The sequence below is a fragment of the Allobosea sp. 01N443 genome (assembly GCF_056399325.1).
The window spans coordinates 1-25,816 of record NZ_JBFTRC010000145.1; the positions used below are offsets into that span (position 1 = coordinate 1).

Genomic DNA, 25,816 nt, shown 5'->3' on the forward strand with positions numbered 1-25,816 from the left:
GCGACGGCCCTCGAAGCCAGGCTCTTCGCGAGGAGTACCCAGGCGTCCGGAGCGCAGGAAATCTGGATTCGCCAGCGCAGCGTCGACGGGCAGGCGATTATTCGCGCTGCGGCAGCCTTGCCGGACGCGTCAGGCCTCTCCCAGGTCGCTGTCTTTAGCTTCGATGCGAATGGCGGCTTCAACGAGCGCGTGGAGGCAAGGGAAGCGATCCTGCATCGCGGCTATTGGGAATTGACCGATGCACGCGTCGTGTCTGCCACGGAAGAGCCACAGAGCTACACGACCTATCTGCTCGCGACGACTCTGGAGCCCGACCAGGTGCGGCAAAGTTTCACCCCGCCCGACGCTGTTGGGTTCTGGTCGATGCCGACAGTGATCGAACGGACGCAGAAGGCCGGCCTTGATTCCACGCGCTACGAGCTGCGCTACCAGTCGCTCAAGGCGCGGCCGCTTCTGCTCGTTGCCATGATCCTGGTGGCGGCATCCGTTTCCTTAAGATTTTTCAGATTTGGTGGTGTTACGAGATTGGTGATAGGTGGCGTGGCGGCCGGGTTCGTGCTCTATGTCGCGACGCAGCTGTCGGAAGAGCTCGGGGCATCAGGGATCGTCAATCCCATGGTGGCCGCGTGGTTGCCGGCGGTTGTGGGGACGATGCTTGGGGCGCTCGCTCTCCTTCACCAGGAAGACGGGTAACTAGTACTGTGCCTATGGTTAATTTTGGATTGAGCATATGGCCTCTGGCGTGAGACGCATGGCTCGTTTTGCCGCGGCGACCGCCCTCGCCTCGAGTTTGGCCTATTGCCTGACGGCAGGAGGGAGCGCTTTCGCGCAAGCTCCGGCGAAGCCGCAGGAACGCATGGTCGTCGACGCGCGCGAGTTGGTCTACGACAACAAGAACAACAGCGTCTCGGCTGTCGGCGACGTCCAGATTCTCTATCAGGGCCGTACGATCGAAGCCGACAAGGTCACCTATGACCGCGCCAGCAAGCGCGTCATCGCCAGCGGCAATGCCCGGATCACCGAATCGAACGGTACCGTCATCACCGGCGACCGCTTCAATCTGACGGACGATTTCCGCGACGGCTTCATTGATTCGCTGCGCGTCGTGAACCCGGACAAGACGCGGTTTACCGCTCCGCGGGCTGAACGTACGGACGGCGAGACCTTCGTCTTTGAGAAGGGCATCTACACCGCTTGCGAGCCCTGCAAGGACAAGCCCGAAAAGCCGCCGCTCTGGCAGGTCCGCTCGGCGCGGATTATCCATAAGAAGTCCGAGCAGACGATCTATTACGAATCGTCCCGGCTGGAATTCGCCGGGGTTCCGATCGCCTATATCCCGTACATGTCGGGCCCGGACTCGACGGTGAAGCRCAAGAGCGGCTTCCTGTCGCCGGCCTTCATCAACACCAGCGCGCTCGGCTTCGGTGTTGGCCTGCCCTATTTCTTCAACCTCGCCCCGAACTACGATCTCACAGTCACGCCAACCTATCTCTCGCGGCAGGGATTCCTTGGCCAGGCCGAGTGGCGTCACCGGCTCGTCAACGGGTCCTATAACATCCGTGCAGCCGGCATCTTCCAGGCGGAGCCGGATGCGTTCCAKCCGACGCCGTACGGCGCGCGCGACAGCGATTTCCGCGGCTCGCTGGAAACCACTGGCAAATTCTATTTGAATCCGCGCTGGACCTACGGCTGGGACGTCGCGATGTCGACGGACCGCTGGTTCTGGAAGAACTATCGCATCCGAAGCGAGAGCATCAGCTCGACGACCTACCTGCAGGAATCGATCTCTACGGGCTATCTCAACGGCCAGAGCCCGAATGCCTGGTTCGACCTGCGTGGCTATTATTTCCAACCCCTGACGTCGTCCGATTGGCAGAAGCAGCAGCCGCTCGTCCTGCCGGTATTCGACTACAACAAGCGGGTGCACAAGCCGGACGTCATTGGCGGTGAACTGGCGTTCAATGTGAACGTCACAAGCCTCACGCGGGACGCCGCTGCCTTCCAGCAGATTCCGGCCCAGAAGAACTTCCTGATCACGACGCCGAACCCGCTCTATGATGGCTGCGCGGTCTACCAGAAAGACCAGTGCCTGGTGCGCGGCATCGGCGGTTCGGTGGCGCGCGCAACAGCGGAAGTGTCCTGGCGGCGCAATTTCATCGATTCGCTCGGCCAGGTCTGGACGCCGTATGCGTCGGTTCGCGCGGATATCTTCTCGGTCAATCCGTCGACGACCGGCTTTTCCAACGCCAACGTTTCCTCGATCTTCAACACATCCGACGATGTCTTCGGGCGCGTCATGCCGGYGGTCGGCCTGATGTACCGCTACCCCTTCGTGGCCAAGACCTCGTGGGGCACGCATATCATCGAGCCAGTCGCCCAGTTCGTTGCACGTCCGAACGAGACGAATGTCTTGCGGGTCGCCAACGAAGATGCGCAAAGCCTCGTCTTCGACGACACCAACCTGTTCGAGTGGAGCGGCAAGTTCTCCGGCTATGATCGGGTCGAGGGTGGCACGCGAGCGAATGTCGGCGCGCTCTACACAGGCCGTTTCGGCAAGGAGGCCTACGCCAATTTCCTTGTCGGCCAGTCCTTCAATCTCGCCGGGCGCAATTCCTTCGCACAAGCCGACCTGGTCAATACCGGCCTGGATTCAGGTCTCGAAACGACGCGGTCCGATTTCGTCACCCGCGCGCAAATCTCGCCGTTCAAGAACTTCTTCCTGTCCGGCGCGGCGCGGCTGGACGAATCGACGTTCGAGGCGCAGCGGATCGATGCAGGCGCCACCTACAGCAATGGCGTGGTATCGACCTCCGTGACCTATGGCCGCTATGAGCCCCAGCCCGAGTTGGGCATTCCGCGGCGGCGCGAGGGTCTCGGCCTGAACGGCTCGCTCGGGATCGCGCAATACTGGCGCGTCCGCGCCGGGGTCCTGTTCGACCTCGACAAGTACAAGTTCGACCGCGAGCGGTATCGTGATGCCTTCGTGGCAGCCCAACTCGATCCCGTAGCCCTTGCGGCACTCACCTATCCCAAGACGGGCCCGTTCCAGCCCGCCTCGATGAGCTTCGGCATCAACTACACCGACGAATGCACCGTGTTCGACATCTCCTATTCGCAGTCCTATGCCGACCGGCAGTCCGGCGCCACGAAGGATACGCGGACGGTGATGTTCAAGCTCGAACTGCGCACCTTGGGCGAGATCAGCTACTCGCAGAACCTGGGCCAGGGCTCGACAGGCGACGGCGTCGCCGCTCGCTGAGGGTAGAATCAGGATTACTGCGAGCGAGCCGGTGCGGGTGGAGAAGAACGTGTCACCGCGACTGCTCGCTCTCACGCAAGGTGATCCGGCAGGGATCGGCCCTGAGCTGGCCTTGAAAGCCTGGGTGCTGCGGGAGCCCGCAGCTCTTCCGCCGTTTGCTTGCATTGCCGACCCCGGTCTTTTGGAAAGCCTGTCACGACGGCTGGGCCTCGATGTGCCCATCGTTGGCTGCGCCTGGCATGAGGCAGAGGCGCTTTTCGAACAGGCCCTGCCCGTCATTGCGCTTGAGAAGACCGCGATCGTGGTATCCGGACATCCTGATCCGGCCACGGCTGCGGGGACTATCGAGGCGATCGATCGCGCCGTCGCCGCGGTGCGCGAAGGACATGCGGCCGCGCTGGTCACCAATCCCATTGCCAAAAGCGTTCTTTACGCCGCCGGTTTCAGGCATCCCGGCCATACGGAATATCTGGCGCATCTTGCGGCGGATGGAGGCAGGACGCCCCACCCCGTGATGATGCTCTGGTGCGAAGATCTGGCGGTTGTTCCGGTAACGATCCACGTGCCGCTCAGTGCAGTACCATCGCTGCTGACGACGGATCTGATTGTCGAGACGGGGCGAATTGTCGCTCGCGAACTGGCCTCCCGCTTCGGAATTCCGCAGCCACGGATCGCACTGAGCGGGCTGAATCCGCATGCGGGAGAAGGTGGAGCGCTGGGCGAGGAGGATGCTGCGGTGGTGGCGCCAGCCGTCGCGCAGCTCAAGGCGTTGGGAATCGACGCAAGCGGTCCTTATCCTGCCGACACGATGTTCCATTCCCGCGCCCGTGCCGGGTACGATGCGGCACTGGCGATGTATCACGATCAGGCACTGATCCCGATCAAGACGATTGCCTTCGACGAGGGCGTCAACGTGACACTTGGCCTGCCCTTCATCCGTACCTCACCGGATCACGGAACGGCCTTCGACATTGCAGGCCGCGGCATTGCCCGCCCCGACAGCCTTTGCGCCGCGCTGCGGCTGGCAGCCCGCATGGCGGCCCATTCCGAAAGCCGCCTGCCATGAGTCAGATCGACACGCTGCCGCCGCTGCGCGAGGTGGTCGAACGCCACGGCCTGATGGCGCAGAAGTCGCTGGGCCAGAACTTCCTGTTCGATCTCAACCTGACAAGCAGGATCGCCCGCGCCGCCGGGCCACTCGATGGCGAGACTGTGGTCGAGATCGGCCCTGGCCCAGGTGGACTGACGCGTGCTTTGCTCGCTAACGGGGCTGGACGTGTCATCGCGGTCGAGCGTGATCGACGTTGCCTGCCGGCATTGGCCGAGATCGCCGCACATTACCCGGGACGGCTTGAGGTGATTGACGGCGATGCGCTTGCCGTCGACCTCTCCTCTCATCTTGGCGGCTCGCCCGCCCGGATCATCGCCAACCTGCCCTATAATATCGGCACGCCGTTGCTCGTTGGCTGGCTCAGCCAGGAACCCTGGCCCTCCTGGTGGAACTCGCTCACGCTGATGTTCCAGCGCGAGGTGGCCGAGCGCATCGTTGCAACCCCGGAGCAGCGCGCCGATTATGGCAGGCTGGCCGTTCTCGCGAACTGGCGTTGCGAAACCAAGATCCTGTTCGACGTGCCCAGGTCCGCTTTCGTGCCGCCGCCGAAAATCACGTCCTCTATCGTTCAACTCGTGCCGCGACTGAGGCCGGAGCCCTGCGAACAGAGATTGCTGGAGCGTGTCACGCTGGCTGCTTTCGGCCAGCGCCGGAAAATGCTGCGCCAGAGCCTCAAGGCCGTGACGCCTGATCCGCAGCCGATGATCGAGGCCGCCGGCCTGTCGCCAACGGCGCGCGCAGAGGAAGTGCCCGTTTCAGGATTCGTGCGCCTCGCCAACGCCCTGGCTGGGCTGAAGGCCGGATAGCGGCGCACCCTACGCGATTGCTTCGCTGAGGAGCCCGGCGACAAATTCACTCATACCAATCGCGCGCGAACGCTTCAGGCGTTCGGCGGTGAGGATCGCGCGGACCGATTCATAGGCAGCACCGAGATCGTCATTGATGATGACGTAGTCGTAGACGCTCCAACGAGCGATMTCGTCGCGGGCGTTGTCGAGTCGCTTGGCGATGACCTCAGGCGCATCCTCGGCGCGACGCACGAGCCGAGAGCGCAGTTCCGCCATGGATGGCGGCAGGATGAAGATGGCGACGACATCCTCGCGCGCCTTTTCGAGGATCTGCTGCGTGCCCTGATAGTCGATGTCGAAGAGCACATCGCGGCCGGCCTTCAGTGCATCCTCGACGGGCTTGCGCGGGGTCCCGTAGCCATTGCCATGGACCTCGGCCCATTCGAGCAGATCATCGCGCTCGCGCAACGTCTCGAAGGCAGGGCGGTCGATGAAGTGATAATGGACGCCATGAATCTCGGAGGGGCGCTTGAGCCGGGTCGTGACCGAGACCGATAGATCGAGATTGGTTTCCTTCTGCGACAGCGTTCGCGTCAGGGTCGATTTGCCCGCTCCCGAGGGAGAGGACAGGATCAACATCAGGCCACGACGGGCCGGGCGCACCAGATCGGCCATCAGCCGTCACTCCACATTCTGAACCTGTTCGCGCATCTGGTCGACGACCGTCCGCAGCTCGAGCCCGATGCGCGACAACCCGGCATCACCGGCCTTGGCGCAAAGCGTCGAGGATTCTCGCCCGAATTCCTGCGCAAGAAAGTCGAGCTTCCGGCCGATCGGCCCGCCCTGATCGAACAAGCCCCGCAACGCGGCAACATGAGCATGCAGCCGGTCGATCTCCTCGCGGATATCGGCTTTGACCGCTAGCAGCGCGGCCTCCTGATGCAGGCGCTGCGGATCGAGTGCCGGGCTGGCATCGAGCAGGGCCTGCACCTGCGTCGCGAGCCGTGCGCGGATCGCTTCCACACTCCGCCCGGGATGCTGCTCCGCCTCATCGGTCAGACGGCCAATGCTGGCAAGGTGGCCTGTGAGAACGGATTCAAGCGCTCTCCCCTCGGCGGAGCGCGCCTCCTTGAGACCCAGGACCACCGCGTCCAGGCCAGCAAGCAAGGGGGCCTCGAGCTGCGCCAGGATATCCTCGTCCTCGTCGGCAATCTCGACCACGCCGCGAATCCCAAGCAGCGCGTCAAAGGACGCCGGACGGATGCTGTCGGAGGCGGGCAGCCTCGCGACGGATTCCAGCAGGCCCGCAAGCACCGCCTCGTTGATACGAGGCTTCGCCGGCCGGGCATCGCTGTTGATCGAGAGATTCACGTGCAATGTACCGCGAGAAAAGGCGGCGCCGAGGCGCTTGCGCGCCGCCTCGGCCAGGGCTTCGAACCCGGAAGGTACCCGGACGCGCACATCGAGGCCGCGCGCATTGACACTGCGGATTTCCCATGCCCAGGCATGAAGACCTGCGGTGCCGGCTGCGCGGGCAAAGCCGGTCATGCTCTCGATCGCCATGGACGCTGAAACTCCCCCCGACGGCTCACCGTGCGATCACAATGCGCAGGATCACCGCTCGACGCTGTATCTGATGCGGCGGGACCGTAGTGAGGCGAAACACCGCTCGCAAGTCGCGCTGCACACATAGAAGCGCGAAGATGGGGAGAAATCGGGCGTGACTGCCCATACTCGCCAGAGCCGCTCAGGGGCGCAGTGCTGGAACCTGCTTCGACGAGTTGAGATCGTAGCTTCGGTTCAGCAGCGGATCGCGGTTCGTCCCTTCCGACGCATCGAAGGCGCGCGCGCGCGTTCCCGCCGGACCATCCGCCGACGCACGCCGGCTGCCCCCCACCGTCTCGCTGTCCCCGGACGTCGCATCGGCCGCTCGCGAGGCCCCAGGCGCTTCGGTGCGATTATCCGGCGAGGGCGGCGGTTCCACCTTGTCGACATTCGAATCCGGCGAGGGCTTGCCAGCCTCGCGCCGCTGCGACTCGACCTGCCGCCAGCGGGCGACATTGCGGTTATGCTGCTCCAAGGTCTCGGCGAAGGCGTGCCCACCACTGCCATCAGCCACGAAGTAGAGCTCCTTGGTCCTGGAATGGTTGACCACGGCCTCCATTGCGGCACGGCCCGGGTTGGCGATCGGGCCCGGCGGCAGTCCGTCGATGACATAGGTATTGTAGGGCGTCGCCTGGGTAATCTCGTTACGCTGGATCGCGCGGCCGAGCGTGCCCTTGCCGCCGACGAGCCCGTAGACGATCGTCGGGTCGGATTGCAGCTTCATCTTGCGGTTCAGACGGTTGATGAAGACACCGGCAACGCGCGGGCGCTCGTCGGCGCGGCCGGTTTCCTTCTCGACGATCGAAGCCAGGATCACCAACTCCTGCGGCGTCTTGATCGGCAGGTCGGCAGGGCGGCGACTCCAGACATCGTTGAGGATACGGCGTTGATCGCGCGTCATCCGGTCGACGATCGCCTGCCGTGTGAACCCGCGTGGAAACTTGAAAGTGTCGGGCAGGATGGTCCCCTCGCGAGGCACCTGAATGACGTCGCCCGTGAGGAGATCATTGTCGCGCAACCGCGCGATGATCTGTTCGCTGGTCAGACCTTCCGGCACGGTGATCGAATGCTCGACCGCCTTGCCCTCGGCAATGATGTCGAGAATGTCCTGCTGGCTGGCGCGAGCCTTGAACAGATACTCACCCGCCTTGAGCTTGGTCCAATTGCCGGAGATCAGCGCCGAAACCTTGAAGGTCCAGGGATGCTCGATCAATCCCTCGCGCTGAAGGAGCTCGGCAATTTCGGTGAGGCCGCTTTCTTTGGGAATGATCAGCACACGGTCGCTCGCGAGCGGCCCTGGCGCCTTACCCTGGCTGCCGACCACAGCGATTCCAGCACCGACGACGCCGGCCAAGACGAGCGCAGTCGTGAACAACCCGCTGAGCATGCCGATGAAGGGATTGCGCCTCCTGCGACGCGCCTTCGGCGGCGGAGCAGGCGGCGCCACCGGCTTCAACGCCTCGCTCGGGCTCTTCGGGGCGACGCGGGGCGAAGTGTTCACAGTGCTGGCGCTCGCGTTCTGGTGTCGTGAGGTTCGCCGCAATGCCCTGGCGATGCGACGCATTTCGAGCCTGTCCCGAAATCCGGTGACAGACTAGCAGAAATTATGGCGAAAGCGCGCTGAGCCTCATCGGCCGGTGCGTCAGTCGACGAAACGCCGGATCACCAGCGAGGCGTTCGTCCCGCCAAACCCGAAGGAATTGGAGAGAGCGATCTCGATGCTGCGCTTCTTCGCGACATTCGGCACCAGGTCCAGATCGGTCTCGACGGATGGGTTGTCGAGATTGATCGTCGGCGGTGCGATCTGGTCGCGAATCGCGAGGACCGTGAAGATCGCCTCGATCGCGCCTGCCGCGCCGAGCAGGTGTCCCGTCGCCGACTTGGTCGAGGACATGGCGGGCTTCCGCGGAGCGTTGGCGAGCAGCCGCTCGACTGCCCGCAGCTCGATTTCGTCGCCGAGCTGGGTCGAGGTGCCATGCGCGTTGATGTAGTCGAGATCACCCGCCGTGACCCCGGCACGATCGAGCGCCGCCGACATGCAACGATAGGCACCGTCGCCATCCTCGGCCGGCGAGGTGATATGATAAGCATCACCCGACATGCCGTACCCGACGATTTCGGCATAGATGCGCGCACCGCGCGCCTTGGCATGCTCGAGATCCTCGAGAACGACGACCCCTGCCCCCTCGCCCATGACGAAGCCGTCGCGATCCTTGTCATAGGGACGCGAGGCTTTCTCAGGCGTGTCGTTGAAGCCAGTGGACAGCGCGCGACACGCGCAGAACCCGGCAATGCCGATGCGGTTGATCGCCGATTCGGTGCCACCCGCGACCATCACCTTGGCATCGCCGAGAGCGATCATCCGCGAGGCATCGCCAATGGCATGAGCGCCGGTCGAGCAAGCCGTGACCACTGCGTGATTCGGCCCCTTGAGGCCGTGCGTGATCGAAACATAGCCGGCGGCGAGATTGCTCAACCGGCCGGGAATGAAGAAAGGCGAGAGGCGGCGCGGGCCGCGCTCCTTGAGCAGGATCGACGCTTCATAGATGCCGCCGAGCCCACCAATGCCGGACCCGATCGCGACACCGGTCGCGATCTGGTCCTCATAGCTTTCGGGTTTCCACCCGGCATCATTGAGCGCCTGCGTCGCAGCCGCCATTGCGAAGACGATGAAATCATCGACCTTCCGCTGTTCCTTCGGCTCCATCCAATCGTCAGGATTGAAGGTGCCGTCGGAACCATCGCCGCGCGAAATATTGCAGGCGATCTGGGCGGGAAGGTCGCTCGCGTCGAAGCTCGTGATCGGACCGGCGCCGCTGGCGCCGGAGATCAGACGTGACCAGGTCGGCTCGACGCCGCATGCAAGCGGCGTCACCATGCCAAGCCCGGTCACCACGACACGTCGCATGGTGTAGCTGCGTGGGCTCATGATGCAGTAACGGCCAGAGGCCGATCAGGCGCTCTTCGAGAGGAACTTGACGGCGTCGCCGACCGTGACGATCGTCTCGGCAGCATCGTCCGGAATCTCGACGCCGAACTCTTCCTCGAAAGCCATCACGAGCTCGACCGTATCGAGGCTGTCGGCACCCAGATCTTCAATGAAGTTGGCGCCTTCGACGACCTTCTCGGGTTCGACGCCGAGATGCTCGATCACGATCTTCTTCACGCGCTCGGCGACATCGCTCATGGATCTTTTCCTCAAAGCTTGAAACGCATCGCTGGATCGCGATGCGTGTAGGGAACCGCTCCCGCCACCCGGCACCCCTTCCGGAATGCCGCCGGGGCGGAACTCTTAAGGCTGCACAAACGCAACAACAGGGTTCGCGTCAAGTCCCCCCGAGCACGCGCGCTGCAGCGCGACGGCGCTAGTTAACACACTCGTCGATAGCTGACGAGAGCCGCAAACCGATCTGGGAAGGTTACAAAGAACCTTCTCAAGACCTTCAAATCATTGCCATTCCACCGTTGACGTGAAGCGTCTGCCCGGTCACGTAAGCGGCCTCGTTGCTGGCGAGATAAGCGACAGCTGCAGCAACATCGTCACCCACACCCAATCGGCCCATCGGCACGTCGGCGAGGATGCCTTCGCGCTGCTTGTCGTTGAGCGCCTGCGTCATCGGCGACTCGATGAAGCCMGGTGCAACGACATTCACCGTGATGTTGCGGCTGGCGACTTCCGCCGCCAGCGCCTTGGACATCCCGATCAGCCCGGCTTTCGAGGCGGCGTAATTGCCCTGCCCGGGATTGCCGGTGACGCCGACGACCGAACCGATCGAAACGATGCGGCCATAGCGGCGGCGCATCATCGTCTTCACGGCCGCCCGCGACAGCCGGAATGCTGCGGTCAGATTGACGGCGATCACGCTGTCCCAGTCCTCGTCCTTGAGGCGGAGGAAAAGATTGTCGCGCGTCACGCCAGCATTGTTGACGAGGATATCGAGCCCCCCGAGCTTCTCCTCAGCAGTCGGGACGAGCGCCTCGACCGAATCCTTGTCCGACAGGTTGCAGGGCGCAATCACGACGCGCTCGCCAAGCTCGGCTGCGAGAGCCTCGAGCGCCTCGACCCGCGTGCCGGACAGAGCGACGCTGGCACCGAGGCCGTGGAGCGTGCGGGCGATCGCGCCGCCCAGCCCTCCGGTCGCGCCGGTGACCAGGGCTTTCTTCCCCGTCAGGTCAAACATGCTGCCTCCTCTTTATTTCGACCCGGCATCCTGCCGGCTCACCCGTTCTGGGCACTGTAATTGCGGATATCGTCGGCGGCGCCGAGCGAAACCGCACTCGTGCCGGCTGCGATACGCTTGACCAAGCCGGCCAGCACCTTACCGCTGCCTGCCTCGACGAAACGGGTCACGCCGGCATCGGCCATAGCCTGCACGCATTCGCGCCAGCGCACGGTTCCCRTCACCTGCGCCACCAGCGACGCGCGGATCGCATCCGGGTCGCTCAGCGGAGCAGCTCCGACATTGGCCATCACCGGAACAACCGGCGCCGCCAGAGCGACCCTTGCCAGGGCCTCGCGCATAGCATCGGCGGCAGGTTGCATCAGCGCGCAATGGAAGGGCGCTGATACCGGTAGTGGCAGGGCGCGCTTGACGCCGCGCTGCCCGGAGAGCGCAATAGCCCGCTCGATCGCCGCCTTGCTGCCGGAGAGAACGACCTGTCCGCCACCATTGTCATTGGCAGCTTCGCAGGCCTCGCCTTGCGCTGCATCCCTGGCAATCTCGCGCGCCTGTTCGAGCTCGACCCCGAGCAGCGCTGCCATCGCCCCCTCGCCTGCCGGCACAGCCTTCTGCATGGCGTCGCCGCGAATCCGCAACAAGCGCGCAGCATCCGCAATCGAGAAGCTGCCGGCAGCCGCCAGCGCAGAATACTCGCCGAGCGAGTGGCCGGCCACGAAGGCCGCATCGCGCTGCAGCGACAGGCCCGCCTCCGCCTCAAGGACGCGGATCACGGCAAGACTCACAGCCATCAGGGCAGGCTGAGCATTGGCGGTCAGCGTCAACTCCTCAGCAGGACCATCCCACATGATCGCCGAAAGCTTCTGCGACAGGGCGTCGTCGACCTCGGCAAAGACTGCCCTGGCCACCGGAAAGGCGTCGGCCAAGGTCTTGCCCATGCCGACGGCCTGAGAGCCCTGGCCGGGAAAGATGAACGCGGTTGTCATGCTGAGAAAATCCCGATGTTCATAAATTAGTCATCGCGACGGCGCTCTCACATTGCTTGGGAGGCCAAGTCAAGCTTTGCTGGAGAATTCGCGGCCACCTGTGCAGTGATTTGGCTTGCGGAAATGGCCACGACGCTGTATCAGCCGCCTCCTGTTTGTTCGGCCGGAGGCTGAACGGATGGCGGGCGCTTATCAAGCATCCGCAGGTTCGGCTCTCGAACCGCCATCCCGTGTCTCCGCCTTCGATGAAATCCTGTCGGGCCTTATCCAGGGCTCGGAGGGCTCCGCGCCGAGCGAAACAGGGTAAAACAAAGGAAGGCCATAATGGCATTGTACGAGCATGTGCTGCTCGCGCGGCAGGATGTCAGCGCGCAGCAAGTCGAAGCTCTTGTCGAACAGTTCAAGGGCATCATCGAGGCGAATGGCGGCTCGGTCACCAAGACCGAGTACTGGGGCGTGAAGTCGCTCGGGTATCGCATCCGCAAGAACCGCAAGGCTCATTACTCGCTGCTGAACATCGACGCTCCCTCCGCCGCCGTGCTGGAGATGGAGCGCCAGATGCGCATCAACGAAGACGTCCTGCGCTTCCTGACGATCCGCGTCGAGGAGCTCGAGGAAGGCCAGTCGGCCATGCTGCAGAAGCGCGATCGTGACGACCGCGGCGAGCGCGGCGGTGACCGCTTCGAGCGTGGCGGCGACCGTTTCGATCGCGGCCCGCGCCGTGACCGTCCGCGTCGCGAAGACGAGACCACCGAAACCACCGGCACGGAGGCCTAAGCCATGTCGACCGCTTCCGCCGGCGCCCGCCGCCCCTTCTTCCGCCGCCGCAAGTCCTGCCCGTTCTCGGGCGAAGGCGCTCCGAAGATCGACTACAAGGATGTGCGCCTGCTTTCGCGCTACATCTCCGAGCGCGGCAAGATCGTGCCGTCGCGTATCACGGCCGTTTCGGCCAAGAAGCAGCGTGAGCTCRCCCAGGCGATCAAGCGCGCCCGCTTCCTGGGCCTGCTGCCCTACGTCATCCGCTAAGCGGATTGCGACCCATCGCCGGTGCCTTGCACCGGCGATGGCCGAACCCCTAGTCGCCCAGCGGTGAAATCCCGCCGGGTATGTTGAGGCAAGATGCCTCTCACCCTGCCATTTTCGAGCAGCGGGACAGCAGGACGAAGAATGCTTCCGATCGTCGGCATCGGTGCGGGCCTTGTCTCGGCCCTTCTTTTCGCAGTGGTGATCACCGGATCGCCGCTGGCTATTCTGCTGTATTCCGCAGCCCCTCTTCCGATCTTCATCGCGGCACTCGGCTGGAATCATCGCGCCGGGCTTGTTGCGACCGCAGCCGGCGCGATCGCCGGCATGATCGCGCTCAGCTTTGCCGGCGGGCTGAATTATGCGCTGATCGTCGCGCTGCCAGCCTGGTGGATTGCCTACCTCGCGCTTCTTGCCCGTCATGACGGCACGGGCGGTGCCGAGTGGTATCCGCTCGGTCATCTTCTGGTCTGGATCGCCGCAATAGCCGCGCTGACAACCGTTGGCAGCGCTCTCGTGATGACCACGGACTACGACACCTATCGCACGGTGATCGCACGCGTCATCGAGAACCTGCTCTCCGAGATGGTGCGCAGCCGCCTCATCGCCTTGCCAGCAGATGTGAAGGTTTCCGAGCTTGCGCTGACGCTCGCGCCCGCGGTCCCCGTCGGGATCGGCGCGTCCTTCGTCACGACGATCGTCGCCAATCTCTGGCTTGCGGCCAAGGCAGTGCAGGTCTCCGGCCGGCTGCCGCGCCCGTGGCCTTTCATTCCGGCAACGACGGTTCCCCGCCAGGCGCTGATCCTGCTTGGCCTGGCAATGGCGATAGGCACGCTCGGCGGTTTCATCGGCGTCGCCGGAGCTGCGATGACCGGCGCACTGCTCGCTGCCTTCATGTTCAGCGGGCTGGCCACCATCCACGATCTGACGCGCGGCAAAGCCTGGCGCGGGCCGGCGCTGATCTCGGTCTATCTCGCGCTCGTCATCATGCAGGCCCTGCTGACACCGCTGCTGTCGCTTGCCGGCATCGTCGATTCTCTGCTGGGGCGCCGAAAGGCCCCACCCACCGTTCCACCCATGCCTAACGCCTGACATCAAACACAAGAAGGAGAAGACCAATGGAAGTGATCCTGCTCGAACGCGTCGCCAAGCTCGGCCAGATGGGCGAAGTCGTCCGCGTGCGTGACGGCTTCGGCCGTAATTTCCTGCTGCCCCGCGGCAAGGCGCTGCGCGCCACCGAAGAGAACAGGAAGCGCTTCGAGACGCAGCGCGCCCAGCTCGAGACCCGCAATCTCGAGCTCAAGAAGGAGGCCGATTCGGTCGCCGAGACGCTGAACGGCCACTCGGTCGTGATGCTGCGTCAGTCGGGCGAGTCCGGCGTGCTCTACGGTTCGGTCTCGACCCGCGACATCGCCGAGGCCCTGACCGCGGACGGCTTCAGCGTCGACCGTAGCCAGATCACCCTGAACGCGCCGATCAAGACGCTCGGTCTGCACACCGTTCCGGTCGTGCTGCATCCTGAGGTTTCGGTCACCGTCACCATCAACATCGCCCGTTCCGCTGAAGAGGCCGAGCGCCAGGTCCGGGGTGAGAACGTCACGGCTCGCGAGGAGTTCGATCTCGACGATCTCGGTCTCGAGGTCGGCGCGGCACTGGCCGAGGCCGGCGACAACGACGATCGCTGAGACGACCTCGTCTTCGAGTTGACCGCGAGTTTGATCCGAGCGGGCAAGATCGCGACGCCGATCACGTTGAAGACATTTCTCGCCGAGATCGATCTTGGCGGCATCACGGCCTCGCAATATCTCGCGCGCCTCGCGGCCGAGGCCACGACCATCATCAACGCGCAGGATTACGGGCGCACCATCTACGAACTCGCCATCCGGCGCCTGCTCATTGGCGTCGGTGAGGATCTGGTCAACGTCGCCTATGACGCACCGGTCGAGATGGCGCCTCGCGAGCAGATCGAGGAAGCCGAGCGTCGGCTCTATGAACTGGCCGAGAAGGGCCGCTACGAGGGCGGGTTCCAGAAATTCGATGGCGCGCTTCGCCTCGCGATCGACATGGCGGCGAGCGCCTACCAGCGCGCCGGCGGTCTCTCAGGCATCTCGTCCGGCCTCMGCGATCTCGACGCGCGCATGGGCGGCCTGCAGCGCTCGGACCTGATCGTGCTGGCCGGTCGCCCGGCCATGGGCAAGACCTMGCTTGCGACCAATATCGCGTTCAACATCGCCAAGGCCTGGCGCGGCGAGCGACAGGATGACGGTTCGCTCAAATCCGTCGACGGCGGTATCGTCGCCTTCTTCTCACTCGAAATGTCGGCCGACCAGCTCGCGACCCGTATCGTCGCCGAACAATCGGGCATCTCGTCATACAAGATCAGGCAGGGCCGCATCTCCGAAGGCGATTTCGCGCGGCTGGCCGATGTCGCAAACCAGATCGAGAAACTGCCGCTCTATATCGACCAGACCGGTGGCCTCTCGATCGCCCAGCTGATGGCGCGCGCGCGACGGCTGAAGCGCCAGAAGGGGCTCGATGCTCTCTTCATCGACTACCTCCAGCTGCTCTCGGGCTCGGCCAAGAAGGGCGAGAACCGCGTGCAGGAACTGACCGAGATCACGACCAGCCTGAAGGCGCTGGCCAAGGAACTCTCGGTACCGATCATCGCGCTCTCGCAGCTCTCGCGCCAGGTCGAGAACCGCGACGACAAGCGGCCCCAGCTCTCGGACCTGCGCGAATCGGGCTCGATCGAGCAGGACGCTGACGTCGTGATGTTCGTCTATCGCGAGGAATATTACCTCAAGGGCAAGGAACCGCGTGCCGGCACGCCGGAACATGCGACCTGGCTCAACGAGATGGAGGTGGCCCATGGTCTCGCCGAGTTGATCATCGGCAAACAGCGTCACGGCCCGACCGGCACCATCGCCCTGCAGTTCGATGCCGACGTCACACGCTTCTCCGACCGCGCCGAAGAAGCCCATTTGCCGGAACAGATATGACCGCCTTCGATACCCCGGATGCCGGCATGGCCGGCGCGACACTGACGATCGATCTCGGGGCGCTGGTAGCGAATTGGCGTGCGCTCGGACAGCGTGCCAGCGGGGCCGAGACCAGCGCCGTGGTCAAGGCCGACGCCTATGGCATCGGCATCGAGCCAGCGGTCACAGCTCTCGCCAAGGCCGGCTGCCGGACGTTCTTCGTCGCCCATCTGTCCGAGGGCATTCGGGCACGAGCCGTGGATCCGGACGCGGCGATCTATGTGCTGAACGGCCTCTTGCCGGAAACCTGCGGCCACTTTGCCCTGCACGGCCTGTCACCGGTGCTCGGTTCGCATGAAGAACTGCTCGAATGGGCCGCTTTCCGCCAGGGCGGAGCCGCGGTCAGGTCGGCGGCACTGCATGTCGACACCGCGATGAACCGGCTCGGGCTCTGGGCCGGCGAAGGCTTGAACCTCGCGCGTGAGCGCTCAGGCACGATCACGGCCGCAGGCATCGGTCTTGTGATGTCGCATTTCGCCTCATCCGAGGATGAGGCCGATCCAGCCAACGCGCGACAGGCCGCAGCCTTCGCCGATATTGCAGCCGCCTTCCCCGGCATTCCCGCCTCGCTGAAGAACTCTTCGGGTCATTTCCTCAAGGATGTCCCATCCTATCAGCTCACCCGGCCGGGCTACGCACTCTATGGCGGCAACCCGACGCCGAACCAGCCGAACCCGATGCAGCCTGTCATCGGGCTGGAGGCACGCATTCTCCAACTGCGCGAGGTCCAGGCCGGCACGCAGGTGGGCTATAACGGCCGCTGGACCGCACCGGGGCCGCGCAAGCTCGCCACGATCTGCCTCGGCTATGCCGATGGCTACCCGCGCAATGCGAGCTGGACGGATAGCAGCACCGGCGGTTCGGCGATCGTTGGCGGCGTTACCTGCCCCTTCGTCGGCACGGTTTCGATGGACCTGATCATCATCGATGTCACGGATGCGCCTGCCGCTGCCGCCGTGCGGGGCGCGCCGGTGACGCTGATCGGCGGGCCGCTCGACATCGAGACGGTGGGCGCTGGAGCCAAGACCATCGGCTACGAGATCCTGACCGGGCTGGGCGGGCGCTATGCGCGCCGCTATGTCGGGCTCTAGTGCCGAATGGCGAAACGCGGTCCAACCTATACCTGCCAAGCCTGCGGCGCAGTCTATCATCGCTGGCAGGGCAAATGCGACGCCTGCGGCACATGGTCGTCGCTCAGCGAGGAAGCGCAGGCTGCGCCGGTGCCGGGCGGACGCGGCTCGTCGAACGGCCGCGCGCGGGGCCGTGTCTTTGCGCTCGAGACGCTCAAAGGCGAGACACAGGATGCTCCCCGCATTGTCGCCGGCATCGGTGAGCTCGACCGCGTCACCGGTGGCGGTTTCGTGCCCGGCTCTGTGCTGTTGATCGGCGGCGATCCCGGCATCGGCAAATCGACCCTGCTGATGCAGGCTTGTGCGGCGCTCGCCAATGGCGGCCATCGCGTCGTCTATGTCTCGGGCGAAGAATCGACCGGGCAGGTCCGCCTGCGGGCCGAACGCATGGGCCTCGCCGATGCGCCGGTCGACCTCGCTGCAGAAACCAATGTCGAGGACATCGTCGCCACCCTCAATCAGGGTCAGCGTCCGGCCCTCGTCGTGATCGATTCGATCCAGACCATGTGGTCGGGCGAGGTTGAAAGCGCGCCGGGCACAGTGACGCAGGTACGAGGCTCGGCCCAGGCATTGATCCGCTATGCCAAGACCAGCGGCGCCTGCCTGATCCTCGTAGGCCATGTCACTAAGGACGGTCAGATCGCCGGGCCGCGTGTGGTCGAGCATATGGTCGACGCCGTTCTCTCCTTCGAGGGCGAAGGCGCACATGCCTTCCGCGTCCTGCGCGGGCAGAAGAACCGCTTCGGAGCAACTGACGAGATCGGCGTCTTCGAGATGACCGGCAAGGGATTGTCGGAAGTCACCAATCCATCGGCCCTTTTCCTGGCGGGCCGGGATCAGGCCGCCCCTGGGGCCGCGGTCTTCGCCGGAGTTGAGGGCACGCGGCCGGTGCTGGTCGAGATCCAGGCGCTGGTCTCGCCGACCTCACTTGGCACGCCGCGGCGCGCTGTCGTCGGCTGGGAGAACAGCCGTCTCGCGATGGTGCTTGCCGTGCTCGAAACCCATGGCGGCCTAAGGCTCGGCCAGCATGATGTCTATCTCAACGTAGCCGGCGGCCTGCGGGTCAACGAGCCGGYCGCGGATCTGGCGGTTGCCGCCTCGCTGATCTCCTCGCTGACCGGAGCGATTCTGCCGGCCGAAGGCGTTTATTTTGGCGAGATCGCACTGTCGGGGGCGATTCGTCCGGTTTCCGTCACGGCTGCCCGCTTGCGCGAGGCTGCCAAGCTCGGCTTCGAGGCTGCACTCTTTCCCGCAGGTGGAGCAGATTTCGGCGATGGCAGCGGGCTGGGACTGCGCCGTTTCGGGCATGTTGCGGAGCTCGTCGCCGATATCGCGGCTCGCGCTCCTCGCAGGGATGTGAAATGAACCGCCCCCAAGGGTGACGGAACCCCTTCGAACGCGTATAGCAAAATCGTTGCGGCCAGCCCATTTCTTGCGGGCCACCCCTAGATGCTAGAGAAGCGGCTTCCTACATGCCTGTCACAATCCTCGATCTCGTCGTCATCGGCGTGGTTCTGATCTCGGCGTTGCTGGCCGCTGTGCGCGGGCTGACACGAGAAGTGTTGGCTATCGCGTCCTGGGCGACGGCAGCTGTGGTGGCTTGGGTGTTTCATCCCCAGCTCCTGCCGCTGGCGCAGCAACATATCCCGAACCAGACCATCGCGTTGGTCGCCGTGATCGCGGCCCTGTTCCTGGTAACCTTGATCATCGTGTCGCTCGTGACTGCCCGGATTTCCGATTTCGTCCTCGACTCGCGTATCGGCGCGCTCGACCGGACGCTCGGCTTTGTCTTCGGCGCCGCCCGCGGGCTGCTGCTGGCGGTGATCGGTTACGTGTTCTTCACCGCGCTGATGGGCGACAAGAATCTCCCGACCTGGGCAAAGGACGCCAAGGCCAAGCCGATCCTCGAAGAGACCGGCCGCTCGCTTTTGACGATGCTGCCGCAGGACATCAATTCTGACTTCGTCAAGAAGCTGCTGAAGCCCAAGACCGGCGAAGAGCCCGCCGAGGCGCCGGCCGAGGAGCCGCGCCCACCGGCGAGCCCGACCGCTGACCCGCAGCGCCGCACTGAAGTGCCGAACGCCAACGACCGCCAGGCGCTACAGCGTGCGATCGAAGGCACCCGCCCGGGAACGCCTGCCCAAACTCGTCCGTAATTGGAGCGTAACGCAGCCGTGTTACAGCGTATGGAGCCCGTAATGACGTCTCAACCCGAGACCCACGACGCCTTCGATCCCTATGCCGACCGGCTGCGCGAGGAATGCGGCGTCTTCGGCATCTTCGGTCATGCCGATGCCGCCGCGCTGACCGCGCTCGGCCTGCATGCTCTCCAGCATCGTGGCCAGGAAGCGGCTGGTATCGTGACCTTCGACGGCAGGCGCTTCCATTCGGAGCGGCGTCTCGGCCTTGTCGGCGATGCGTTTTCGGAAGCCTCGGTCATCGACAAGCTCCAGGGCGCGCAGGCGATCGGTCATGTGCGCTATTCGACGACGGGGGAAACGATCCTCCGAAACGTCCAGCCGCTCTTCGCCGAGCTGCATGGCGGCGGCTTTGCCGTTGCGCATAACGGCAACCTCACCAACGGCCTGACGCTGCGCCGCAACCTTGTCCGTGACGGTGCGATCTATCAGTCGACCTCCGATACGGAGGTGCTGCTCCATCTTGTCGCCCGCAGCCGCAAGACCCGCTTCATCGATCGTTTTGTCGATGCCATCCGCCAGATCGAGGGCGCTTATGCCTTCGTCGGCATCACCAACAAGAAGTTGATTGGCGCTCGCGATCCGTTGGGCATCCGCCCGCTCGTGCTCGGCGAGCTCGACGGGGCACCGATCCTGACCTCCGAGACCTGTGCGCTCGACATCATCGGCGCCAAGTTCGTCCGTGAGGTCGAGAACGGCGAAGTCGTCGTCATCTCCGAGGACGGCATCGAGAGCCACAAGCCCTTCCCGCCGGTTGCGGAACGCCCCTGCATCTTCGAGTATATCTACTTCGCCCGGCCGGACTCGATCGTGAAGGGCCAGAGCATCTATGAACGTCGCAAGCGCATGGGCGCGCAGCTGGCCTCGGAAGCGCCGGCAAATGCCGATGTGATCGTGCCCGTACCGGATTCGGGCGTGCCGGCGGCGCTGGGCTTTGCCCAGGCAAGCGGCGTTCCCTTCGAGCTCGGCATTATCCGCAACCATTATGTCGGGCGCACCTTCATCGAGCCGACCCAGAAGGTCCGCGAACTCGGCGTGCGGCTGAAGCATTCGGCCAACCGCAGCGTGGTCGAGGGCAAGAGTATCGTTCTGGTCGACGACTCGATCGTGCGCGGTACGACCTCGTTCAAGATCGTCAAGATGATGCGCGAGGCTGGAGCGCGCGAGGTGCATTTCCGCATCTCGTCGCCGCCGATCACCCATCCCGACTACTACGGCATCGACACGCCCGACCGCGAGAAGCTGCTGGCGGCAACGCATACCCTTGAGGAGATGCGCCAGTTCGTCGGCGCGGATTCGCTCGCCTTTCTCTCGGTCGACGGTCTTTACCGCGCCATGGGGCATGAACGGCGCGATCCCGCCCGGCCGCAATTCACCGACCATTGCTTCACCGGCGACTACCCGACCTCGCTGACCGACGTCATCGGCGAGAGCGCCAAGCAGGAATTGTCCCTCTTGGCCGAAGCCGGCTGATCACAAGAGTCTATGATGACCAAGCCTCTCGCAGGGCGCGTCGCGCTCGTCACTGGCGCGTCGCGCGGTATTGGCCGCGCCGCAGCCCTCGCCTTCGCCAATGCCGGCGCCCATGTCGTTGCTCTGGCGCGAACCTCCGGCGCGCTTGAAGAACTCGATGATGAGATTCAGGGCATTGGCGGCAGTGCGACGCTGGTTCCTGTCGACCTCGGCGATGCGGCTGCGATCGAGAAGCTTGGCCCCGCTCTGCTGCAGCGCTGGGGCAAACTCGACATCCTGCTCGCCAATGCCGGCATCCTCGGCCCCCTGACCCCGCTCACCCATGCCTCGCCGAAGGAATGGGCCAAGGTGTTCGAAACCAATGTCACGGCCAACTGGCGCCTGATCAAATCGGTCGAACCGGCCCTGCAGGCCTCGGATTCGGGCCGGGTCATCGTGATGTCGTCAGGTGCGGCGCATAAGTGCCTGGCCTATTGGGGCCCGTACTCGATCTCGAAGGCGGCCGTCGAGGCCATGGCGCGCACCTATGCAGCCGAGACCGTGACGACCCCGCTCAAGGTGATGATCGTCAACCCCGGCCCCCTGCGCACCCGCATGCGGGAAGAAGCGATGCCGGGCGAGGATCCGCTGACGCTGAAGACCCCGGAAGACCTCGCTCCGCATCTCGTACGCCTGGCCTCGCCCGATTGGGCGGAGACCGGCAAGATTTTCGATTTTCCGCAGGGCAAGGTACTGAGCCCGCAAATGCCGGCCTAAATTGGCGCGCGTCCTGGGGGGCGCAAAGTGGCGATCCCTCTCTTTAGGCAGCATCGGATTTTCCCCGAGAGGTGGATTCCACTTTTCGGTCTGATGCCCTGCTCGAGAGCAATCAGTCTCCCGCGCGCGGCGCCGCACGCGCCAGCGTGATCAGATCGGGGATGGTGAGGTTTGGCAGCGCCGCCATCTCGTCGAGCGTAAACCAGCGTATCTCGACATGCTCGTCGCAGAGGTTGACCGCGTCCCCGCCCGCCCAGGCATGCACGACGTAGATGTGGTGCAGCGCCTCGCCATTGCGCTCCGGAAAGCGCTCCGGCTCCGACAGCACCAGCTGATACCGTGTCGGGACAAGGCCAACTTCCTCACGGCATTCGCGCAGAAGCGCTTCCTGGAGGCCTTCCCCCGGTTCGACCCGGCCACCGATCGCATCCCAGTGATCGGCCCATGCGCGCTTCCAGGATGCCCTCAAGCCGAGCAGAACCTTGTTTTCCGGGCTGACGAACAGGGCGCTGACCGTCTCGAGCATCCGCCCCTCCATCTGGCCTACTCCGCCCGCAACCAGCGGAACAATGCGGCGTCGTCTCCGCTCTCCAGAGCAGTCGCGACCCGTCGACCGACCGCGGCGCCAAATTTGTAGCCATGCCCCGAACATGCGGAGACCGCGAGCGCCTTGCCAATCCGGCGCGCGAAGAATGTGCCATCCTCGGTGAAGGTATAGGCGCAGGTCGCGGTACGCTTGACGCGATACTCATCGAGCCGAGCGAGCGGCGGGGCAAAATAGTCGCGGATCTGCTCGCCCTCCCCGGGACGAGGCTCGCGCTCCTCGTCGGGCTCTCTCGGGCGGCGATGGATTCCTGCGCCCAGCTTCAGTTCGGTCCCGTCCACCGGCGGCAGGATGTAACCGTGTCTGTCGCCACCGACGCTGACCATGGCAGGCGCACGCTGCCAGGCGTCACGGAGATCCCCGGGCGGATCGAGATAGACGACCGCAGTGCGGTAGGTCTTCAGCGCATCGCCGAGTTCCGGGAACAGGCGCAGCACCCAGGCCCCAGCCGTCACCACGACCTGGTCGGCAGCAATCCGCGCCCCATCGTCAAGGATGGCGACGCCGGCATCCGGCTCCACGGCAGAAACACGCGCATTGGCCTGAATCGCGACGCCGCGTTCCGCCAGAAGTCGGAGCAGATCCGCCGCAATCCGTGCCGGAAAGAGAGCGCCGCCGTCGGCACTGAAATAGGCGTAGCGGAGGCTTGCCGCATCGAGAAAGGGCCAGCGCGTCGCGGCTTCGGCAGGCGCATGCAGCGTATAAGGCTGTGACGTCCGGTCGAGCCCGTCGCGATACTGCTCGCCCTCGTCGCCCTCCTGCAGCGAGACGCCGAGAACGCCGCAATTGGCGAGGTGGGACCGGCCGAGATCAGCCCACATCTCGTCCCATGCCGCGAAGGCCTCCGGGATGGTGCGGGCATAGCCATCGGCACTGCCATAGGCGCGACGGATGATGCGATGCTGGTCGCCCGAGGCGGCGTAGGGATTGGGAATCACCGGCGCCTGCTCGAGCAGCGTTACGTCATGGCCACGTCCGCTGAGAGCCCAGGCCGTCGCAAGGCCRCCAATGCCCGCGCCGACGACGGTGACCTTCACTTGCGCTTGTTGCGATCGTAGGGATTGTCACCGCCGCGCGTATGCAGGCGGATCGGTGTGCCCGGCAGCTCGAATGCCTCGCGCAGATTGTTGACGAGATAGCGCGTATAGGACACCGGCAAATGGTCGAGCTGGTTGCCGAACAGCGCGAAAGTCGGCGGGCGCGCCTTTGCCTGCGTCATATAGCGGATCTTGATGCGGCGTCCGGCGACGGCCGGAGGCGGGTGAGCCGAGAGCACGCCTTCGAGCCAGCGGTTGATCCGCGCCGTGGAGACGCGGCGATTCCAGACGTCATAGCTGGCGAAGACAGCCTGCATCAGCCGGTCGATACCCTCGCCCGCCAGACCTGACAGCGGAACGATCTGCACGCCGCGCACCTGCGCCAGCAAATGGTTCGCCTTCTCCTTGAGCTCGGCCAGCAGGCCTTGCTTGTCGGCAACGAGATCCCACTTGTTCAGCCCGATGACGACCGACCGGCCTTCGCGCTCGGTCAGGTCGACCAGCGTCAGGTCCTGTTTCTCGAAGGGAATGGTCGAATCGAGCAGGACGACGACGACTTCGGCGAACCGAATGGCCCGAAGCGCATCGGCGACCGAGAGCTTTTCGAGCTTCTCCTCGATGCGGGCGCGCTTGCGCATGCCCGCCGTGTCGAAGAGCTTGACCGGGCGGCTGCGCCACTCCCAGTCAACCGAGATGGTGTCTCGGGTGATCCCGGCTTCCGGTCCCGTCAGCAGCCGGTCTTCGCCAATCATCCGGTTGACCAGCGTCGACTTGCCGGCATTGGGGCGGCCGATAATGGTGACGCGCAGCGGCTTGTTGGGGTCGCTGTCTTCATCGAGATCCGCGGCGGGAGCTTCGGCCCAGGCTTGATCGTCCTCGTCTTCGTCTGGCTCGTCGGCAATGAATGGCACGAGCGCTTCGAGCAGATCCGCGGTGCCTTCGCCATGTTCGGCCGAGAACGGAACGGGGTCGCCGAGCCCGAGCGCATAGGCCTCGAATGTGCCGTCCTTGCCCTTGTTCCCTTCCGCCTTGTTGGCGAGCAGGATCACAGGCTTTCCAGAACGGCGCACCAGATCCGCGAAGGGTTGGTCCATCGGCGTCAGGCCAAGCCGCGCATCGATCATGAAAAGGATCACGTCGGCCTGAGCGATCGCGGTCTCGGTCTGAGCGCGCATGCGGCCCGCAAGGGAGTCCTTGTCGGCCTCCTCGAGTCCGGCGGTATCGATGATGCGGAAGCGCAGATGGCCGAGTGAGGCATCACCTTCGCGCCGGTCGCGGGTCACGCCCGGCCGGTCATCGACCAGAGCGAGCTTCTTGCCCACGAGCCGGTTGAAGAGCGTCGATTTGCCGACATTCGGCCGGCCGATGATGGCGACGGTCGCGGTCATGGTGTTCAAATTCGTCCTGTTACGCGCCGGGATCGGCGCGTCGGGTCAATTCTTGGTCTCGACGGCGCCGCCGCGCACCAGCGCAAGATAGAGATCGGTACGCTGGCGCAGCACCTGCGGCGATTGCGGATCGGTCACGATGGCATCGAACCAGCGGCCGGCATCCTCGAACAGATTGGCCTTGAGGGCGGCAATGCCGAGAAACTCACGGGCCGAATGGCGCCAGACGCCCTGCGGAGACGCGAGCGGCTCAAGCGCGGCGCGGGTCTCGGCATAGGGCGCAAGATCGACGCGCAACATCCCGGCACGAAGCCGGGCAAGATCGCGATAGAGCTGATCGAGAGAGCTGTCATTCGCCAGTGCGTCGAAGGCCGTTGCGCCCGCGGCAGCGTCGCGCTTGCCGGTTTCGGCAGCCAGGCGGAACCGCGCGATCTGGCGGTATCCCGCCGGCGCGTTGGCCGCGAGGTCAACGAGGATCGACTCCGCCTCGGCGCCGCGATTGTCGCGCGAAGCCCTCAGCGCCTCTTCCAGCCGCGCACCCACGGCCTGCGAAGCCTGCTGCTCGCGATACAGCCAGACCTGCCAGGCTGCGACGGCCACGACAGYAGCCACGGCCAAACCGATCAGCAGGTTGCCATATTTCTTCCAGAGCGCCGCCGCCTTGTCGCGCCGGACCTCCTCGTCGATCTCACGAAAAATATCGGCCATAGGGTGTCACAATCCTCTTCACCCTGCCGGGTAGCATTTTCGCTGGCCGATTGCGAGCCGGATCAAGCGTGGCGTGGCGTGGTGGGTTCAGCCCTGAACAGCAAACTGCCGTCACCATAGGAATAGAACCGATATTTCTCCGCGATCGCATGGGCATAGGCCTGTTTCATGAGGTCGAGCCCGCAGAAAGCCGAGACCAGCATGAACAGTGTCGAGCGCGGCAGGTGAAAGTTCGTCATCAGGATATCGACGGCCCGGAAGCGATAGCCTGGCGTGATGAAGATGGCCGTATCACCGGAGAATGGCGCGACGACCCCGTTCTCGCCGGCAGCGCTCTCGAGCAGCCGCAGGGCCGTGGTCCCAACGGCAACGATGCGGCCTCCCCTTGCCTTGACCTGGTTCAGCGCTGCTGCGGTCTCAGTGCTCACGCTACCCCATTCGGCATGCATGCGGTGTTCGCGCGTATCCTCGGCCTTGACCGGGAGGAACGTGCCCGCCCCGACATGAAGCGTCACGAAATGGCGGGAAACGCCG

At 64.6% G+C, this 25,816-nt stretch carries 26 protein-coding genes and 1 pseudogene; 15 read left to right on the forward strand and 12 right to left on the reverse strand.

Annotated elements, in window-relative coordinates:
- From AC1DRP_RS26510 to rsmA, 4 genes are all read left to right on the forward strand, one after another.
- On the forward strand, window positions 1–693 hold a 693-nt coding region (locus AC1DRP_RS26510), incomplete at its 5' end, for an LptF/LptG family permease (RefSeq protein WP_476770016.1).
- 58 nt (window positions 694–751) lie between these two features.
- Complete coding sequence (locus tag AC1DRP_RS26515; protein WP_476770017.1) at window positions 752–3,259, forward strand: LPS-assembly protein LptD; 2,508 nt, start codon at window positions 752–754, stop codon at window positions 3,257–3,259.
- Window positions 3,260–3,308: 49 nt separating this feature from the next.
- Window positions 3,309–4,325, forward strand: coding sequence for a 4-hydroxythreonine-4-phosphate dehydrogenase PdxA (gene pdxA, locus AC1DRP_RS26520; RefSeq protein WP_441505524.1), 1,017 nt, complete (start codon window positions 3,309–3,311; stop codon window positions 4,323–4,325).
- A complete protein-coding gene (gene rsmA, locus AC1DRP_RS26525; protein WP_441505523.1) occupies window positions 4,322–5,176 on the forward strand; it encodes a 16S rRNA (adenine(1518)-N(6)/adenine(1519)-N(6))-dimethyltransferase RsmA in 855 nt (284 codons plus the stop codon). The genes pdxA and rsmA overlap by 4 nt, the downstream gene beginning before the upstream one ends.
- A gap of 9 nt (window positions 5,177–5,185) precedes the next feature.
- On the opposite strand, the gene gmk is transcribed toward rsmA, so the two are convergent.
- The 3 genes from gmk to mltG form a co-directional block, all read right to left on the reverse strand.
- Complete coding sequence (gene gmk / locus AC1DRP_RS26530) at window positions 5,186–5,833, reverse strand: guanylate kinase (protein ID WP_476770018.1); 648 nt, start codon at window positions 5,831–5,833, stop codon at window positions 5,186–5,188.
- A gap of 6 nt (window positions 5,834–5,839) precedes the next feature.
- Window positions 5,840–6,721, reverse strand: coding sequence for a YicC/YloC family endoribonuclease (locus tag AC1DRP_RS26535; protein ID WP_441491846.1), 882 nt, complete (start codon window positions 6,719–6,721; stop codon window positions 5,840–5,842).
- Between the two features lie 184 nt (window positions 6,722–6,905).
- Window positions 6,906–8,138 carry an endolytic transglycosylase MltG gene (gene mltG / locus AC1DRP_RS26540; RefSeq protein WP_441505521.1) on the reverse strand — a complete coding sequence of 411 codons (1,233 nt, stop codon included), beginning with the start codon at window positions 8,136–8,138 and terminating at the stop codon, window positions 6,906–6,908.
- On the opposite strand from mltG, the gene AC1DRP_RS26545 reads away from it, so the two are divergent.
- Window positions 8,131–8,361, forward strand: a complete 231-nt coding sequence (locus AC1DRP_RS26545) for a hypothetical protein (protein WP_441491848.1) — start codon at window positions 8,131–8,133, stop codon at window positions 8,359–8,361. The two genes, mltG and AC1DRP_RS26545, sit on opposite strands and share 8 nt — an antisense overlap.
- 44 nt (window positions 8,362–8,405) lie before the next feature.
- On the opposite strand, the gene fabF is transcribed toward AC1DRP_RS26545, so the two are convergent.
- The 4 genes from fabF to fabD all read right to left on the reverse strand — a co-directional run bounded on the left by fabF (window position 8,406) and on the right by fabD (window position 11,927).
- Window positions 8,406–9,671 (reverse strand): beta-ketoacyl-ACP synthase II, encoded by a 1,266-nt coding sequence (gene fabF / locus AC1DRP_RS26550; protein WP_441491919.1) that lies wholly within the window; start codon window positions 9,669–9,671, stop codon window positions 8,406–8,408.
- A gap of 45 nt (window positions 9,672–9,716) precedes the next feature.
- The gene (locus AC1DRP_RS26555) at window positions 9,717–9,950 is read right to left on the reverse strand and encodes an acyl carrier protein (RefSeq protein WP_043236751.1); all 234 of its coding nucleotides are present in this window, start codon (window positions 9,948–9,950) and stop codon (window positions 9,717–9,719) included.
- Between the two features lie 256 nt (window positions 9,951–10,206).
- Entirely contained in the window at window positions 10,207–10,944 is a 738-nt protein-coding gene (gene fabG, locus AC1DRP_RS26560) for a 3-oxoacyl-[acyl-carrier-protein] reductase (RefSeq protein ID WP_441491849.1), read from the reverse strand.
- Between the two features lie 38 nt (window positions 10,945–10,982).
- Window positions 10,983–11,927, reverse strand: a complete 945-nt coding sequence (gene fabD, locus AC1DRP_RS26565; protein WP_476770019.1) for an ACP S-malonyltransferase — start codon at window positions 11,925–11,927, stop codon at window positions 10,983–10,985.
- Window positions 11,928–12,251: 324 nt separating this feature from the next.
- Between fabD and rpsF the strand changes: the two genes are divergently transcribed.
- The 10 genes and pseudogenes from rpsF to AC1DRP_RS26615 all read left to right on the forward strand — a co-directional run bounded on the left by rpsF (window position 12,252) and on the right by AC1DRP_RS26615 (window position 21,545).
- A complete protein-coding gene (gene rpsF, locus AC1DRP_RS26570) occupies window positions 12,252–12,704 on the forward strand; it encodes a 30S ribosomal protein S6 (RefSeq protein ID WP_113518472.1) in 453 nt (150 codons plus the stop codon).
- Between the two features lie 3 nt (window positions 12,705–12,707).
- Window positions 12,708–12,953, forward strand: coding sequence for a 30S ribosomal protein S18 (gene rpsR / locus AC1DRP_RS26575; RefSeq protein WP_476770020.1), 246 nt, complete (start codon window positions 12,708–12,710; stop codon window positions 12,951–12,953).
- Between the two features lie 141 nt (window positions 12,954–13,094).
- Window positions 13,095–14,042: a DUF2232 domain-containing protein gene (locus AC1DRP_RS26580; RefSeq protein WP_476770021.1), complete on the forward strand. Its 948-nt coding sequence runs from the start codon at window positions 13,095–13,097 to the stop codon at window positions 14,040–14,042.
- A 26-nt stretch (window positions 14,043–14,068) separates the two neighbouring features.
- Window positions 14,069–14,635: a 50S ribosomal protein L9 gene (gene rplI, locus AC1DRP_RS26585; RefSeq protein ID WP_441491852.1), complete on the forward strand. Its 567-nt coding sequence runs from the start codon at window positions 14,069–14,071 to the stop codon at window positions 14,633–14,635.
- Window positions 14,636–14,644: 9 nt separating this feature from the next.
- A pseudogene (locus AC1DRP_RS26590) lies at window positions 14,645–15,949 on the forward strand (replicative DNA helicase); the annotation flags it as partial.
- Window positions 15,946–17,079, forward strand: coding sequence for an alanine racemase (gene alr / locus AC1DRP_RS26595; protein ID WP_476770022.1), 1,134 nt, complete (start codon window positions 15,946–15,948; stop codon window positions 17,077–17,079). The pseudogene AC1DRP_RS26590 and the gene alr, both read left to right, overlap by 4 nt.
- 6 nt (window positions 17,080–17,085) lie before the next feature.
- Entirely contained in the window at window positions 17,086–18,483 is a 1,398-nt protein-coding gene (gene radA, locus AC1DRP_RS26600) for a DNA repair protein RadA (protein WP_476770023.1), read from the forward strand.
- 107 nt (window positions 18,484–18,590) lie between these two features.
- Window positions 18,591–19,274 carry a CvpA family protein gene (locus tag AC1DRP_RS26605; RefSeq protein WP_441505517.1) on the forward strand — a complete coding sequence of 228 codons (684 nt, stop codon included), beginning with the start codon at window positions 18,591–18,593 and terminating at the stop codon, window positions 19,272–19,274.
- Between the two features lie 42 nt (window positions 19,275–19,316).
- Window positions 19,317–20,789, forward strand: a complete 1,473-nt coding sequence (gene purF, locus AC1DRP_RS26610; protein ID WP_441505516.1) for an amidophosphoribosyltransferase — start codon at window positions 19,317–19,319, stop codon at window positions 20,787–20,789.
- 12 nt (window positions 20,790–20,801) lie between these two features.
- On the forward strand, window positions 20,802–21,545 hold the full coding sequence (locus AC1DRP_RS26615; protein WP_441491857.1) for an SDR family NAD(P)-dependent oxidoreductase: 744 nt from the start codon (window positions 20,802–20,804) through the stop codon (window positions 21,543–21,545).
- Between the two features lie 112 nt (window positions 21,546–21,657).
- Here AC1DRP_RS26615 and AC1DRP_RS26620 read toward each other — a convergent pair whose 3' ends face one another.
- From AC1DRP_RS26620 to AC1DRP_RS26640, 5 genes are all read right to left on the reverse strand, one after another.
- Window positions 21,658–22,071, reverse strand: a complete 414-nt coding sequence (locus AC1DRP_RS26620) for an NUDIX hydrolase (RefSeq protein ID WP_476770024.1) — start codon at window positions 22,069–22,071, stop codon at window positions 21,658–21,660.
- Between the two features lie 17 nt (window positions 22,072–22,088).
- Window positions 22,089–23,186, reverse strand: a complete 1,098-nt coding sequence (locus tag AC1DRP_RS26625; RefSeq protein WP_441505514.1) for an NAD(P)/FAD-dependent oxidoreductase — start codon at window positions 23,184–23,186, stop codon at window positions 22,089–22,091.
- Complete coding sequence (gene der, locus AC1DRP_RS26630; protein ID WP_441491860.1) at window positions 23,183–24,574, reverse strand: ribosome biogenesis GTPase Der; 1,392 nt, start codon at window positions 24,572–24,574, stop codon at window positions 23,183–23,185. The genes AC1DRP_RS26625 and der overlap by 4 nt, the downstream gene beginning before the upstream one ends.
- 45 nt (window positions 24,575–24,619) lie before the next feature.
- On the reverse strand, window positions 24,620–25,282 hold the full coding sequence (locus AC1DRP_RS26635) for a tetratricopeptide repeat protein (RefSeq protein ID WP_476770025.1): 663 nt from the start codon (window positions 25,280–25,282) through the stop codon (window positions 24,620–24,622).
- A gap of 62 nt (window positions 25,283–25,344) precedes the next feature.
- Window positions 25,345–25,816, reverse strand: a 472-nt coding sequence (locus AC1DRP_RS26640) for an S-adenosylmethionine:tRNA ribosyltransferase-isomerase (RefSeq protein ID WP_476770026.1), incomplete at its 5' end; no start/stop codon positions are given.

Excerpts from the sequence above, each read along its gene's own strand:
- rplI (WP_441491852.1), top strand. The coding sequence starts at position 14,069 with ATGGAAGTGATCCTGCTCGAACGCGTCGCCAAGCTCGGCCAGATGGGC.
- AC1DRP_RS26580 (WP_476770021.1), top strand. The coding sequence starts at position 13,095 with ATGCTTCCGATCGTCGGCATCGGTGCGGGCCTTGTCTCGGCCCTTCTT.
- der (WP_441491860.1), bottom strand. The coding sequence starts at position 24,574 with ATGACCGCGACCGTCGCCATCATCGGCCGGCCGAATGTCGGCAAATCG.
- fabF (WP_441491919.1), bottom strand. The coding sequence starts at position 9,671 with ATGCGACGTGTCGTGGTGACCGGGCTTGGCATGGTGACGCCGCTTGCA.
- AC1DRP_RS26605 (WP_441505517.1), top strand. The coding sequence starts at position 18,591 with ATGCCTGTCACAATCCTCGATCTCGTCGTCATCGGCGTGGTTCTGATC.
- AC1DRP_RS26555 (WP_043236751.1), bottom strand. The coding sequence starts at position 9,950 with ATGAGCGATGTCGCCGAGCGCGTGAAGAAGATCGTGATCGAGCATCTC.
- rpsF (WP_113518472.1), top strand. The coding sequence starts at position 12,252 with ATGGCATTGTACGAGCATGTGCTGCTCGCGCGGCAGGATGTCAGCGCG.
- rsmA (WP_441505523.1), top strand. The coding sequence starts at position 4,322 with ATGAGTCAGATCGACACGCTGCCGCCGCTGCGCGAGGTGGTCGAACGC.
- alr (WP_476770022.1), top strand. The coding sequence starts at position 15,946 with ATGACCGCCTTCGATACCCCGGATGCCGGCATGGCCGGCGCGACACTG.
- AC1DRP_RS26620 (WP_476770024.1), bottom strand. The coding sequence starts at position 22,071 with ATGCTCGAGACGGTCAGCGCCCTGTTCGTCAGCCCGGAAAACAAGGTT.
- AC1DRP_RS26615 (WP_441491857.1), top strand. The coding sequence starts at position 20,802 with ATGATGACCAAGCCTCTCGCAGGGCGCGTCGCGCTCGTCACTGGCGCG.
- purF (WP_441505516.1), top strand. The coding sequence starts at position 19,317 with ATGACGTCTCAACCCGAGACCCACGACGCCTTCGATCCCTATGCCGAC.
- AC1DRP_RS26535 (WP_441491846.1), bottom strand. The coding sequence starts at position 6,721 with ATGGCGATCGAGAGCATGACCGGCTTTGCCCGCGCAGCCGGCACCGCA.